Source organism: Marinobacter sp. 1_MG-2023 (assembly GCF_030549045.1).
Taxonomy (GTDB): domain Bacteria; phylum Pseudomonadota; class Gammaproteobacteria; order Pseudomonadales; family Oleiphilaceae; genus Marinobacter.
In genome coordinates this window covers 336,275-350,656 of record NZ_JAUOST010000003.1, presented here as the reverse complement: position 1 = coordinate 350,656, position 14,382 = coordinate 336,275, and the positions used below count along the sequence as shown (strand labels likewise).

General features: G+C 57.9%; 9 protein-coding genes. 7 read left to right on the top strand and 2 right to left on the bottom strand.

Features of this window, described 5'->3' with window-relative positions:
• Nucleotides 1-7 precede the first annotated feature (7 nt).
• Both Q4606_RS11045 and Q4606_RS11040 read left to right on the top strand, forming a co-directional pair.
• Complete coding sequence (locus Q4606_RS11045; protein ID WP_303596916.1) at nucleotides 8-1,093, top strand: efflux RND transporter periplasmic adaptor subunit; 1,086 nt, start codon at nucleotides 8-10, stop codon at nucleotides 1,091-1,093.
• Nucleotides 1,090-4,320 (top strand): efflux RND transporter permease subunit, encoded by a 3,231-nt coding sequence (locus Q4606_RS11040; protein WP_303607544.1) that lies wholly within the window; start codon nucleotides 1,090-1,092, stop codon nucleotides 4,318-4,320. The genes Q4606_RS11045 and Q4606_RS11040 overlap by 4 nt, the downstream gene beginning before the upstream one ends.
• Here the strand turns inward: Q4606_RS11040 and Q4606_RS11035 are convergent.
• A complete protein-coding gene (locus tag Q4606_RS11035; protein ID WP_303597168.1) occupies nucleotides 4,317-4,751 on the bottom strand; it encodes a potassium channel family protein in 435 nt (144 codons plus the stop codon). The two genes, Q4606_RS11040 and Q4606_RS11035, sit on opposite strands and share 4 nt — an antisense overlap.
• A gap of 118 nt (nucleotides 4,752-4,869) precedes the next feature.
• Here Q4606_RS11035 and Q4606_RS11030 point away from each other — a divergent pair, with 118 nt between their 5' ends.
• From Q4606_RS11030 to Q4606_RS11010, 5 genes are read left to right on the top strand one after another with little or no spacing between them, the layout of a single operon-like run.
• Complete coding sequence (locus tag Q4606_RS11030; RefSeq protein WP_303607543.1) at nucleotides 4,870-6,108, top strand: efflux RND transporter periplasmic adaptor subunit; 1,239 nt, start codon at nucleotides 4,870-4,872, stop codon at nucleotides 6,106-6,108.
• Nucleotides 6,105-9,275, top strand: a complete 3,171-nt coding sequence (locus Q4606_RS11025) for an efflux RND transporter permease subunit (RefSeq protein WP_303607542.1) — start codon at nucleotides 6,105-6,107, stop codon at nucleotides 9,273-9,275. Before Q4606_RS11030 ends, Q4606_RS11025 begins: the two co-directional genes overlap by 4 nt.
• A 24-nt stretch (nucleotides 9,276-9,299) precedes the next feature.
• Nucleotides 9,300-9,980: an ABC transporter ATP-binding protein gene (locus Q4606_RS11020; protein ID WP_303607541.1), complete on the top strand. Its 681-nt coding sequence runs from the start codon at nucleotides 9,300-9,302 to the stop codon at nucleotides 9,978-9,980.
• Complete coding sequence (locus Q4606_RS11015) at nucleotides 9,977-12,277, top strand: FtsX-like permease family protein (protein WP_303607540.1); 2,301 nt, start codon at nucleotides 9,977-9,979, stop codon at nucleotides 12,275-12,277. The genes Q4606_RS11020 and Q4606_RS11015 overlap by 4 nt, the downstream gene beginning before the upstream one ends.
• A complete protein-coding gene (locus Q4606_RS11010) occupies nucleotides 12,274-13,386 on the top strand; it encodes a lipocalin-like domain-containing protein (RefSeq protein WP_303607539.1) in 1,113 nt (370 codons plus the stop codon). The genes Q4606_RS11015 and Q4606_RS11010 overlap by 4 nt, the downstream gene beginning before the upstream one ends.
• Before the next feature lie 37 nt (nucleotides 13,387-13,423).
• On the opposite strand, the gene Q4606_RS11005 is transcribed toward Q4606_RS11010, so the two are convergent.
• Nucleotides 13,424-14,380, bottom strand: coding sequence for a flagellar motor protein MotB (locus Q4606_RS11005; protein ID WP_303607538.1), 957 nt, complete (start codon nucleotides 14,378-14,380; stop codon nucleotides 13,424-13,426).
• Nucleotides 14,381-14,382: the final 2 nt, after the last annotated feature.

Sequence of the window (14,382 nt, the reverse complement as noted above, 5' to 3'; positions counted from 1 at the left end):
GCTGCTGATGAAGCATATTGCTGTACTGGGCACCATCTTTCTTGGGTTGGTTTTCACCGGATCAGCTCTGGGTGATGATGCCTCATCGCGGCCGGAAACGGTTCCTGTCGAACTCGGCGACTTGCAGGAAACACTCGTTCTTGACGGCGTGATCGAGGCAGTTCAACAGAGCACTGTGTCTGCACAGACCAGCGGCACGGTGGAGAAGCTACCGTTTGATGTAGACGACTCGGTGGTCGCCGGCGACCTTATTGTGCAACTGGAAGGCAGTGAGCAGCGCTCCCGGGTCACCCAGGCGCAGGGTGGCCGGGATGAGGCGCGCGCTGCCTTTGCCAATGCGCAACAGCAGTTTGCCAGGGTTGAAGCCGTGCATGAGCGCGGCCTGGTATCACGGCAGGAGTTTGATCAGGCCCAGAACAATCTGGCAGGCGCCAAAGCGCGACTGGAGCGTGCAGAGGCGGCTCTGGCAGAGGCCAGGGAGCAGTTAAGCTATACACGGATAACTGCGCCCTACGGTGGCATACTGACCGAACGTCATGTGGAAATCGGTGAGTCCGTCAGCCCCGGACAACCCCTGCTCAGTGGCCTCTCCCTGGAGCAGCTCCGGGTTGTTGTAGACCTGCCCCAGCAGTACGCGGATCTTGCCCGGCGCGAGCGCCAGGCGCAGGTTACCCTGGCCGATGGCCGAGTACTGGAAACTGGCGAGATCACTTTTTACCCCTATGCCAATCCTGCTACCCACACTTTTCGGCTGCGTATGCGCCTTAGTGAACCTAATGGATCCCTGTTTCCGGGTATGCTGGTGAAGGTCGGAGTTCCCGTCGCAACGCGCAATGCACTCTGGATCCCCGTTAGCAGTCTTGTGCGTCGTAGTGAGCTGAGGGCAGTTTTTGTGCTGGATGATCAGGAGCGCCCGCGGTTACGACAGGTTCGTGTCGGCACGGAACAGGACGGTCGTCTGGAAATTCTGGCTGGCCTGAGCCAGGGGGAGCGGGTTGTCATCCACCCGGGTGAGCTGATTGGTACTGATCGCCTTAACCTTTCAGCAGAGCCCGCCTCTCGAGAAAGTGTTAACAAGGAGGCAGGGAATTGAGTCGCGAACTGCCCCCGGTCGGCCCCTCCGGAGCGATTGCCCGGGTTTTCCAGAATAATCATCTGACGCCTTTGCTGGCGTTACTCTCCATCATTCTGGGTGTGCTTGCGGTTGTTGTGACGCCGAAGGAAGAAGAACCGCAGATAGACGTTACCATGGCGGACATCATGGTGGCTTTTCCCGGTGCCAGCACACAGGAAGTTGAAAGCGCTATTGCAACCCCGGCCGAACAGGTGATGAGCGAGATTGCCGGCGTTGAGCACGTTTATTCCGTGTCGCGTCAGGGACAGGCCATTGTTACCGTGCAGTTTGAAGTCGGCATTCCCCGAAAAGAAGCGCTAGTCCGGCTTTATAATCAGGTGTATTCAAATCAGGATTGGCTGCCGCCAGAACTGGGCGCCACACAGCCGGTCATCAAGCCCAAGGGCATTGATGATGTGCCGGTAATGACTTTGACTCTTTACGATCCGCGTAATGGACATACTGGCGAAGAGCTCACTCGTCTCGCTCACATGCTGGAAGTCGCGCTCAAGCGAGTGCCCGGAACCCGCGATGTTTACACCGTAGGCGGCGTGCCCGACCGGGTGGATATCCACTTTGACCCAGCCCTGCTTGCCGGATTCAACCTCACCCTCAGCGATATTCGCGATGCCCTGAAGGCTGCCAACAGCAGTAGTCAGGAAGCGCGTATTACCCGGGATAACCTCTCTATCCCGGTCCAGGCTGGCACCCTGCTGGAGAGCGTAAACGATGTGCGTCGCCTCGTTGTAGGCATGCACAATGGCGCGGCGGTGCATCTGGACGACGTGGCAAGTGTGAGTCGCGGCGGCACGGTTGCGGACCGAAGTGTAATGACCGGTTTCGGGCGAGCCGCGAATGCGAACAGTATCGGACAACCTGGGGGCGTATACCCCGCAGTGACTCTGGCGATAGCCAAAAAACCCGGACAAAACGCCGTGGATATCACCACCGCCATTCAGCAGCGGCTGGAGCAGATCCGCAATCGCGCTCTGCCGGAAGGCGTGGAAGTGATTGTCACCCGGGATTATGGCGAAACTGCCTCCGCGAAGGCCCAAAAGCTCATTTCAGACTTGATTTCCGCTACCCTTTGCGTGGTGTTGCTGGTGCTGGTGGCCATGGGCTGGCGCCAGGCGCTGATTGTGGGCGTGGCAGTGCTGATCACGCTGTTGCTGACGCTGGTATTCTCCTGGGCCTGGGGCTTTACTCTGAACCGGGTCTCTCTGTTCGCGCTGATTTTCTCCATCGGTATTCTGGTGGACGACGGCATTGTGATCACCGAAAACATCAATCGCCGGATTCGCAACTCCAACCACCCGTTGAAAGACATTATTCCGGTGGCGGTAGACGAAGTGGGTACGCCCACCATCATGGCCAGCCTCACCATTATGGCGGCCCTGTTACCCATGGCTTTCGTAACCGGCCTGATGGGTCCCTACATGAGCCCCATCCCGATCAACGCTTCCGCCGGTATGGTGCTGTCGCAGATTGTTGCCTTTGTGGTTGCGCCCTGGCTGGCGTTTCGTTTGTTGAAGCGAACGGAAGGCGAAACCGCCGCGGAACTGGAAGGGGGAGGCAGTTCTGCCGATGGTGTCAGTCCCATGTCCATGAAAATATTCGGGGGCGTCCTTATGCCGTTTCTGGGTGATCACCGCTGGCGTCGTCGCCTGCTCGCGCTTGGAGTGATCCTGCTGACTCTGGCTGCTGCCTCCTTGCCAGCGTTTCAGGTGGTTATCATGAAAATGCTGCCCTTCGACAACAAGTCCGAGCTTCAGGTTGTGGTTGATATGCCTGAAAGCGCGCCGGTTGAGCAAACCCAGCGGGTGCTTATGGAGATGGGCCATTACCTGGAGAGCGTTGACGAAGTGACCAGCTGGCAGAGCTATGCCGGTACGGCCGCGCCCATTAACTTCAATGGCCTGGTACGCCAGTATTACCTGCGCAGCGACCCTTATCAGGGCGATATCCAGGTCAATCTCAGCGATGAGAGTGTGCGGTCCCGCCAGTCCCACGATATTGCCCAGGCTTTACGGGCACCACTGACTGCCATCGGCGAGCGCCATGGTGCCAGCGTCAAGATTGTTGAAGTGCCGCCGGGGCCACCCGTGCTGTCACCCGTGGTAGCGGAGATCTACGGTGCAGATGCTGGCCAGCGCGCCAGGTTGGCCCGCTCCGTGGCAGCCGGCATGGCTGAGGTGAAGGGGCTGGTGGATATTGATACCACGCTGGAAGCGCCTACCCGGCAATGGGAAGTTGAAGTGGATCGCGCCCGGGCTGCTCGTCTGGGCGTCTCCCAGGCTCAGGTTGTAGAAGCATTGCAGATGGGGTTGGGCGGTGTGAACGTCAGCTTTTTACACGATGATCATGCAAAGTACCCAGTGCCGATTCGTGTAACCCTTGGAGACGCTGATAAAGCTCAGTCATCGGTGCTTCTGTCCCTGCAGGTGCGCAGCCGCGATGGCAACCTGGTGCCTCTGGCGAGCATTGCCCAGGTGCGCGAAGCCGACTGGATGGGCGCGATTTATCACAAAAACCTGCTGCCCGTGACCTATGTAACAGCGGATATGGCGGGAGCTATAGATTCACCCTTGTACGGCATGTTTGCCATGGTTTCACGCCTGAGTCAGCAAGAGGGCGCACCCGAGCAGTTCTTTATCGATCAACCACCGCTGCCGGAAAAAGGCACGCTCAAGTGGGACGGTGAGTGGCAGATTACCTACGAAACCTTCCGTGATATGGGGGCCGCCTATAGCGTGGGCGTATTTATGATCTTCGTACTGCTGGTGGCTCAGTTCCGCTCTTATATTCTGCCGCTGGTTATTATGGCGCCCATACCCTTGACCCTGATCGGAATCATGCCCGGACATGCCCTGTTAGGCCGGGAATTTACCGCCACCAGTATGATTGGCATGATCGCTCTGGCCGGCATTATCGTACGTAATTCCATATTGCTGGTGGTGTTCATACAGCAGCTTCTGGAAGAAGGGGTTGAGCTGGATAAGGCCGTGGTTCTGGCAGGTGCGGTACGCATCAAACCAATCGCCCTGACAGCAATATCGGCAATGGTGGGAGCTTACTTTATTCTCAATGACCCCATTTTCAACGGGTTGGCCATCTCCCTGGTGTTCGGGCTGGCGTTATCCACCTTATTGACAGTGTTGGTGGTGCCATTGCTGTTTTACACGCTCGCCAGGCGGTCATGGGTCTAGTGATGTTCGGTGCCAGTCCAGTAGCGTTGCATTTTTACAAACAGGAAAGACGCGCTCCAGGTAATCAGCACCAGCCCCGTGAGCCCTTCAATGCCGGTCAGGAACCTTAGCTCACCGATAGGTTCGATATCACCATAGCCAACTGTGGTGAAGGTGCTGAAAGAAAAGTAAATGCAGTCCAGAAAACTGCCATCAAAGTTGCCAGTCAACAAACCCCATGCGTCGGCGTGATGCATGTAGTAGTAGGCTCCGGCAAACACCCATACCTCTACCGTGTGGGCGAGCAGTACGCCAAGGACGGCGACGACCAGGCGAAAGTGATGACTTTCATGCATTTTTGCCAATATTGCGCTCAGGCGTACAAGCACCTCGTGGTGCATGAGGACGACGACCACCACAAGGGTGGCGTTGATGGCGGTTGCGCTGAGCAGGTTGGCATAATCTTCTGCGAACAAACGGTTAGTACTCCCTGGGTATCGTGCAAAGACACCCTGATGACAGGCTCCGTTTTGTGACGGAGCTATATTTAACTTAGCTGGTTACTACGTGATGTCCAAACGACTTATACCTCTGATTATTCTGGCGGCCGGTGTTCTTGGGTTTCTGTTTCTGAAAATGACCCGGCCGGAGCCTGCCTCAGTAAGCGCAACTGAACGCAGTTGGCGAGTACAGGTTCAGGTCGTCGCACCGGAAGCACACACACCGGTGTTGCCTTTGTATGGTGAGGTGGTGGCGCCCGAACAGGTGTCGGTGGTGGCTACCCTGGCTGGTCGCATTAGCGAAAGGCCGGTTTCAGAGGGGCAACGAGTGAGCGCTGGAGACTTGCTGGTCGCTCTGGATGCCGGGGATATTGAACCAGTGCTGGCCCAGGCGAAAGCTCAGGTGGCCGATCTTGAGGCACAGATTCGATCTGAACAAGTGCGCTACCGCAATGATCAGGCCGCGCTCAAAAGCGAGCATGCGATTCTGGCCAACGCCCGCCGGCAACTGGAGCGTACCCGCTCCCTGGTAGACCGCAACCTTGCTTCCCGTGAGGATCTCGAGATCGTAACAGACGGCGCAGCCAGGGCTGAGCTGGTCGTCAGTATTCGCCAACGCGCCATCGACGAACACCCGGCACGGTTGCAAAGCCTTGAAGCCAGGCTTGCCCAGGCCGAGGCAACGCTTGCAACAACCCAGCGGGATGCCGAGCGCTCCCGGGTTGTTGCTCCGTTTGATGGTGTTGTGACGGATGTTCAGGTCGCTGTTGGCGACCAGGTATCCCGAAACCAGAAATTATTCTCTGTCTACGCCGTAAAGGGTTTGGAGCTTCGAGCCAGGGTGCCAGATATGTACCGGGCCGAGCTGTCAGACGCACTGGCTGAGGGCAAAAGCCTTTATGCCTATAGTGACAAGCGGGACATTCGCTTTCGATTCGAGCGCTTTGCCGGTACCAGCGACCCCGCCGGAACCGAGGCAATTTTTGCCCTGGCCGGGGATGCCGGGGGGTTGCGCCCGGGGGCTCTGCTGCCGGTCAGCCTCGAACGACCAGAGCGCAACGCAACGGTCGCCGTCCCATTCAGTGCCCTGTACGGCGCTGACAGCATTTATCTGATGACAGACGATAACCGCATGCGGCGAGTTCTCGTAGAGCGTGTGGGCGAAGCTCTCTCGGCGAATGGCGAGCGCCGCCTCCTGATTGCCGGAGAGGCATTGAAGCCCGGTGCCCGTCTGATTGTCACGCATCTGCCCAATGCGCTCACCGGGCTGAAAGTTGACGTGACCGACGATGAGAGCGAAGTACGATGAGGCGTAAAAAAGGCGTTATCGGTTTCTTTGTGCATCACAAGGTTGCTGGCAACCTTGTGATGATCATGATGCTGCTTGCCGGTGGGTTGGCACTTACCCGTATGAACGTTCAGTTCTTTCCTACCTTTGCGCTGGACGTGGTCAGTGTGCGCGTGGTCTGGAGTGGTGCTTCCGCTGAAGATGTGGAGCAGGGGATCACCAACCCTCTGGAGCAGCGCCTGCGTAGTGTGGATGGGCTCAAAAAGATGACCTCCACGTCGGCTCAGAGCGTGGCGGCCATAACCCTGGAGTTTGAGGAAGGCACCAATCCGATCAGTGCGCTGGATGATGTGCGTCAGCAGGTGGATGAGTTTACCAATCTTCCGGCAGAGGCTGAGGAGCCTGAGGTTACCCGGATTGAACGCTACGAGCCTGTCGCTCGGTTACTGGTGTTCGGGGATGTTGATCGCAGCGAACTGCGAGCTCTGGCTTACCGCTTTGAAGACGAGCTTCTACAGCAGGGTATAGACCGGATTTCGTTCCAGGGACTGCCGGAGCAGCAAATCAGCATTGATGTTCCGGTGGAAAAGTTGGAGACGCTGGGGCTCACATTGGGGCAGGTTGCCGACCGGGTGGCTTCGGTTTCACGGGATTTGCCCGCCGGCATAATGGCCCAGCAGGATGCAGCCCGGGAGCTAAGGTCTGTTGAACAGCGGCGCAGCCCGCAGGCATTTGAGTCTGTGCCTGTTCTCAGTGGCGAACGCACGCAACTGCTGCTTGGGGATATCGCCGAGGTTCGTCAGGAAGATCGGGACAGTCAGGTTACGCTCACCCGTGATGGGTTTCCGGCTATCGAGCTGCAGCTCCAGCGTTCGGAAAACGGTAACTCCCTGGCGGCAGCCAAGGTTCTGCAACAATGGCTCGACGAGACGCGAGCTACCCTGCCTCCTTCGATAAAGCTGGAGGTTTACGATGAGACCTGGCAGCTTCTGAATGATCGCATTTCCCTTTTGACCAGTAATGGTCTTGGCGGTCTGATACTGGTTGTATGTCTGCTGTATCTGTTTCTTCCGGGGCGCGTGGCATTCTGGGTGGCTGTAGGGATTCCAACGGCGTTTCTTGCCGCTCTGGGTGTGCTCTGGCTGATTGGCGGCTCCATTAACATGATATCCCTGTTTGCTCTGATCATGGCATTGGGGGTGATTGTAGACGATGCCATCGTAGTGGGTGAGGATGCCGATGCTCATGCCCGCATGGGTGAAGCCTCGGTTTATGCGTCGGAGGGCGCTGCCAAGCGAATGGTCTGGCCAGTGCTGGCCTCATCTCTGACCACCGTTGCGGCTTTTATGCCGCTTCTGGTTGTAGGTGGTGTAATCGGCAACATTCTCGGCGATATACCGGTTGTCATGATCTGCGTGCTGATTGCATCGCTTCTGGAGTGCTTCATTGTGCTACCGGCGCATTTACGGCATGCCTTCACCCCCCGGCGTACAGGAAAGACGGGGGCTGCAGAACCCGCTACGCCCAGCCGCAATCCGGTTGCGCGTTTTCGAGTTGGTTTTGAACGCCGGTTTGATCGCTTTCGCGAAGGTCCTTTTCGCCGGTTCTCCCAGCGTAGCCTGGAAAACCGGGCTATTACCATGGCAAGTATTCTGGCGTTAGCACTGGTTACCGTGGGGCTCCTTGCCGGCGGCCGTCTCGGGTTCAATTTCTTTCCGACGCCGGAGCCTTCTGTTCTCTACGCCAACGCCAGTTTTGTTGCGGGCACGGAGAGGGCGACTGTTGACCGGTTTATGACCGACATGCAGAAAACGCTGAATGACACGGAGGCGGCGTTAGGCGGCAACCTGATTCTGCACGCGGTGACCATGGAGGGCGCAACTCTGGGCGCCGAAGGAAGCTCACGTACCGGCGATGAGCTCGGCTCCATAATGATTGAGTTGGTGCCTTCGGATCAGCGGCCGGTGCGTAACCCGGAATTTATCAACGAATGGCGCAGCCGACTGATCTTGCCGGCCGGGTTGGATAACCTTGCTATTTCCGAGCGCCAGGCGGGACCCCCAGGCAGGGATGTGAATGTGCGGCTAACGGGGGATGACGCAGAAAACCTGAAATTTGCGGCTGACGAACTGGCGCAGGCGTTATCGACCCTGCCCGGTGTACTGGATGTGGAAGATGATATGCCCTGGGGCCGGGAACAACTGATTTATCAGGCCAGCGCCTACGGTGAGGCGCTTGGCCTCACCACCACCGATCTGGGTAGCCAGCTGCGGTCAGCATTTGATGGCAGGGTTGCCCAGATCTACCAGGACGGCCGTGATGAGATGGAAGTGCGGGTGCAGCTGCCCCGGGATCAGCGTGAGCGCTTATCTACGCTGTCCCGCGTGACTGTGCGTTTACCCGATGGACGCTTTGTACCCCTGGGGCAGGTGATGAACCTGGATCATCGGCAGGGCTTTGAGGCACTGCGCCACGCCGACGGTAAGCTGGCGGTGGAAGTAACGTCTGCGCTCAATACCCGGGTAAGTACCACGGATCAGATCCTCGAGAGCCTGCAGGCCGGCGCGCTACCGGATATTGCCAGCCGCTACGGGGTACGTTATAGCTTTGAAGGTAGGGCTGCGGATCAGCGCGAAACCATTGCGGATATGAAAACCGGTTTGTTGATCGGTGTGGCATTGATGTACGTGATCCTGGCCTGGGTGTTTTCCTCATGGACCCTGCCTTTAATTGTGATGGCAATTATTCCCTTTGCCCTGGTAGGCGCCTTGTTGGGCCACTGGTTGATGGGGCTACAGCTCACGGTTCTATCGCTGTTCGGTTTTTTTGGCCTGGCGGGTATTGTGGTGAATAACGCGATTATTCTGGTGTCCTTTTACAACCAGCAGCGCCAGAAGGGCCTGGGTATCAACGAGGCTCTGAACGAAGCGGCTGTCCAGCGGGTACGTGCGGTATTGCTCACATCGCTGACGACCATTGGTGGATTGCTGCCGCTGCTGTTTGAAACCTCGCTGCAGGCGCAGTTCCTGATTCCCATGGCCACATCCATTGCTTTTGGTCTGGGATTGTCTACGGTGTTGGTGCTGCTGGTTATTCCGGCCCTGCTATCCTGGCTGGAGCAGATCCGCGAATGGCGAGCCAGGCGCCACGGTGGAGAGGCAGAACCGCTGGGGGCAGGAGAGTCTTAAACGGCAGTGAGAAGAGGTACTTTTATGACTGAATCTCTGCTGGCTGTTCGGGGCCTGGGCAAGCATTTTGTCAGCGGCAACGAAACTGTTCCGGTTATTGGAAAACTGTCATTTACCCTCGGGCAAGGGCAGTCGTTGGCCCTTACTGGTCGGTCTGGCTCCGGCAAAAGCACTCTGTTGAACCTCTTGTGTGGTCTGGAACGGCCGGATGCCGGCACCATTGTCATATGTGGCGAGGTTTTCGAGGCCGGCGGCACGGTGGCCCTTCGAACAGCAAAAGCGTGGTCGGCGTTGCGTCGACAGCGGATCGGCGTGGTATTTCAGGAGGCGAACCTGATGCCCGCACTGTCGCTGCTGGAGAATGTGCGGTTTCGCGCCCGGCTTGCTGGTCGTGATCCGGCGAAAAGTGAAGATTGGCTGACCCGCCTCGATATTGGTGATCTCGCCCAGCGCTACCCGGACGAGGTATCCGGCGGCCAGCGCCAGCGCGCGGCATTGGCCATGGTTTTTGCGATGGAACCGGCGCTGATTTTGGCGGACGAGCCCACAGGGAGCCTTGATCGCCATACCTCCGACGATGTTACCCGTGTGCTGTTCGACCTTCAGGCCCGCTACGGCTGCGGTCTGATACTGGCAACCCACGACGCAGAACTTGCTGCGGGTTGCCAGCAGCACCTGGATCTCGGCCATTCAGGCGCCGTATGAGAGCTCTTCTGTCTCTCTCCACCTTTTTCTTCCTGCCCCGGGCCCTGCTCAGCCATTATCGTCGTCATCCGCTGCAACTGGTTGCGCTGGGAAGCATGATTGTTCTTGCAACCATGTTATGGACGGGGGTGAACCATCTCACCAGCCAGGCCAGAGCAAGCCTGGATCAGAGTGAGCAGGCCGTAGCAGAACGCCAGCAGGTGGTGCGAAGTGACGGCCGGGCTCTGGCCGTTGAAGATTTCGTTACACTTCGTCTTGCCGGTCTCTGTGTTATGCCGTGGTTGGAGGTAACACCTGACACGGGAAGCCGTATTGTTGGTATTGATCCGCTGGCGGCCCATTGTTTCAGTGTTGGAGCAGGCGCATCTCAGGCGCTTGACCAGCCTCTGGATGGCAACCCATTTGTGGATATTTACTCTGCAGCCAGCATGAGTGCCCGCGAGAGCCGGCTGTACCTGCTGACACCGGAAGCGACTCAAGCCTCTGACCTGCCCCCTGCTTACCGGCTGAAAACTTTCTCAACCAGCCCGGACACTGGCGAGCTTGGCGACTCCTTTCTGCTCAACCTTGAAGCCCTGGGTGTGCTGGTACTACTGATCACTGCTTTGCTATTGCGCAGCGTTTATTTGCTGGGGTTGGCGCAGCGCCGGGACAGCTTCGCCCTGCTGCATCGGTTTGGTGTCTCACCCGGACGAGTTCAAGGCTGGTTGGTGCTCGAAATTCTTGTGCTGGCGCTGCTGTGTGTGGTGCCGGGAGTCTGGCTGGGGCGCTGGCTGGCCGCCGGGCTCGGGAGTGGGTTCGGGCAAGCTCTTGACGGGCTGTTTGATATTCCTCTTTATGCCGGACAAGGGCAGGGTTGGTTAGTGCCGGTTCTGGTTATGCTGGCAGTTGTAGTGATCGCTTGTTTGGGGGATCTGCTTTTGCTCAGGTTTCGTGAACGATTTACTTTGGCGCGACCTACGCTGGCGGCGATGGCAACGACGCTGTTGGTAGCGGGGTTGGTCCTGGCCTGGCTTTCTCCTGCATTGCTGTGGGTATTTGTGGCCGTGGCTTTGGTCTTCGCAGGGGCAGGCTGGCTGACGCCGGCTGCGGTGGCCCACCTGGCCCACTGGCACGCTGCCCGATCCAGGGATCCACTCGCCCAGTGGCGCTTCCGGGAGCTTGCCGTACTGGTTCGCCGCCTGACGTTACCCCTGGTTGCATTGCAGTTTGCGCTGGCGATGGTGCTTGCCGTCCAGGCTCTGGTTACTACGTTTGAAGATACCTTTGATCGCTGGCTGGCACAGCGGCTGGAAGCCGCATATTACATTGAAGTGCCCGCTGGAGCGGATGGGCGCAAAGCAGCGGAATGGCTCACCAGCCAGCAAGCGAAGGTTCCGGGTTTGCAGTGGCACAGGGTGATTCGGGGTCAGGCGCAGCTGGAGGCACAGGGTAATGCGGGCAGCCAGCAAGTGGATGTATTTACGGTCGCGCCAGTGGGTTCTTTGATACGCGCATGGAACTTGTTGGATACGGCAGATGAGCCCTGGGGAGCTTTGGCCTCCGGTGAAGGTGCGATGATCAACGAGCAACTCGCTCGTCGGCAAAGACTCGATGTTGGAGACAGCCTTTATTTGACTCTCGGGGATCAGGCACAGGTGGTTCCGGTGTTGGGTGTGTACCCGGACTACGGCAGGCCAGTGGGGGAAGTCCTGTTGAACGCTGAATTCTTACCCGATGATTTTAATATCCGTTTCGAGAGCTTTTCCGTGACGCCCGGGGAATTCGGGATTGCGCCGGTTACCGATGCACTTGTGGAAATCTGGGGTGTTGACGCACTAACTTTCAGGGACAACAGCAGTATCCGGGAGCTGGCCACGGGTGTGTTTGATCAGACGTTCGCGCTGACCCGCGCGATGACGCTGCTTACTCTGATCCTGGCTGCTTCGGCGTTGCTGATGATGGGGTGGGTGTTCTTCTCTACCCGTGTCTGGTATTTCCGGTTGCTGGTAGTCTGGGGCATGCAACAGCGCGAAGTCGCAGGCCAGTTGTTGCGGCTGGCGCTGATGCTGACGGGCGGAGTGGCTGTGCTGGCCTTGCCTCTGGGCATCTGGTTGACCTGGGTGCTGGTGCACCGGATCAACCCTCTGGCGTTTGGTTGGTCACTACCCATGGCTGTGTACCCGATCTTCTGGGTAGAACTCGCAATTCTCAGCCTAGTTATCGGCGTGAGCATCGCGGCTCTGATGCGTCGTCAGCTTGGCAAGCCCGCTATTGCGCCTGCATCTGCCAGTGCTTTGAACGGAGGGGAGCGATGATCCGGAACCTTGGTTTTGCATTGGTTCTGTCTCTGCCTCTGTCTCAGTTTGCCGGTTGCTCCGGCGACACCGGAGAAGAGGGCTTTGCCGGTTTGGCAGGGTTGGAGAGCAAAGAGGGCGCGAGCTCCGGAACCGATAGGCCGTATCTGCAGCCAGGCCCCGGAGACCGGCTAACGTTTCCCGCCGATTTCGGGCCGCATCCTCAGCATCGCATTGAGTGGTGGTACCTCACTGCAAACCTTGAGACCGAAGCGGGTGAGCCGTTGGGTCTGCAATGGACACAGTTCCGCCAGGCCCTCGAGCCCAGAGCCGCAAACGCGCCTGCGCCAGCGTCCACCAGTTGGCCGCTGCAAGCTGCATGGATGGCCCACGGCGCGGTAAGCTGGAAAGGCCAGCACTACTTCGCGGAAAAGCTCGCCCGTGGCGACATCGGGCATGCGGGGGCGACCGCCTTACCCTTGCAGGTTTGGCTGGATAACTGGCGGCTGAGTGGCAATGCAGACAACAGCCGTTGGCAACTTCAGGCCAATGGCGAGGATTGGAGCTATGACCTGACTCTGAGCATTGAGGGCGCGCCCGTGGCCCACGGAGAGGAAGGGTTCAGCGCGAAATCTGTCAGTGGGGAAGGCTCGATGTATTTTAGTCTGGTGGACATTGCCATCTCCGGCGAAGTGAGGCTTGATGGGGAGGTGCTGCTGGTCACGGGAAAGGGCTGGTTTGATCGGGAATGGAGCAGTCAACTCCTGAAAACCGGTCAAAAAGGCTGGGACTGGTTCGCGCTGCACCTGGATGGTGGCGACAAGCTGATGGTCTTTCGTTTGCGGGATGACAGCGGCGGTTTCCTGTCTGGCACCTGGCTGCCTGCAGGTGGTGATCCTGTGCCATTACGCCCTGAACAGTTGAACCTGAAAGAACTGGAGCGCGACAACGATGTGCCCGTGCGCTGGCTGCTCAGGATTCCGGATTATCAGGTAGAACTGCAATTAAATGTGCCGCCCGGTGATTATCTTAACCGGGGGCTTTATCCCTACTGGGAAAGCCCGGTCAGCGTTTCTGGTAGCCACACCGGAGAGGGCTACATGGAACTGACCGGTTATAAGCTGCGTTGAGTTGGTACGGTGAACTCTGATTTGCCCACCACTCCGGCTACCAGGTAATAACGCCGTTTGCATCCGACTCCGAGTTCGAATCTTCTCCCGGGCTAATGGTGATGGGCCGGATATCGATGGTGGCTTCGCGTTCACTGGCGTCTTGTTCAATCAGCTCACGCAACTTCACACCTTGCTCCTCCAGTGGTTCGGACAAGTCAATGATGATCTCAACGCGCCGGTTCTTCGCGCGGTTTTCTGCAGAGACATTTTCCACCCGGGGCTCGGTATCGGCCAGCCCTTTTACAGCCAGACGCGTGGGCTCAACATCGCCGGTGGCCAACAACACGTTTGCGACTGCAGCGGAGCGGGCGGCGGATAAATCCCAGTTACTGTAGAAGCGGGATGTCCGTATTGGTATATCGTCGGTGTGCCCTTCGACCATCAACTTTCCGGGCATTTCTGCCAGCACTTTCGCCATTTCCAGAAGCAGGCCTTCAAACTCGTAGGTCAGCTCCGCCGAGCCGGAAGGGAAAGAGCCTTTCTCCTCCACTCGTATAACAATACGGTGCTGATCCTGATCCTTCTCTACAGTAACCCGGCCATCATCTATGGCTTCTTCAAGCACTTCCCGGATGCTTGACGTGCTGGCCTCGAGGGATTCCTGCGCAGCGGCTTCCAGAGCCTGATCGGTAGTACTTTTAAGGGTCTGGAGCTCTGGCTGCTGATCGGTTGTCGTCTGCTTTATTTCATTAACCAGCGTTGGCTCGGGAGGCGCTGGAGAAAATTTGTCGAAAATCGGGCTGGTGCCCTGGGGGATCTCAAGCGCGGGTATGTCGCGCTGAACGCCGAACGCCTTTGATAGCTCACCTGCTATTTGCTTGAACTTCATCGCGTCAATTTCAGAAAACGACAACAGAAGCACAAAGAAACACATCAACAGCGACATTAAATCGGCGAAGGTTACAACCCAGGCCGGGATGCCCGGTTTTTCCTCTTCTGGCAGCTCATCCATGG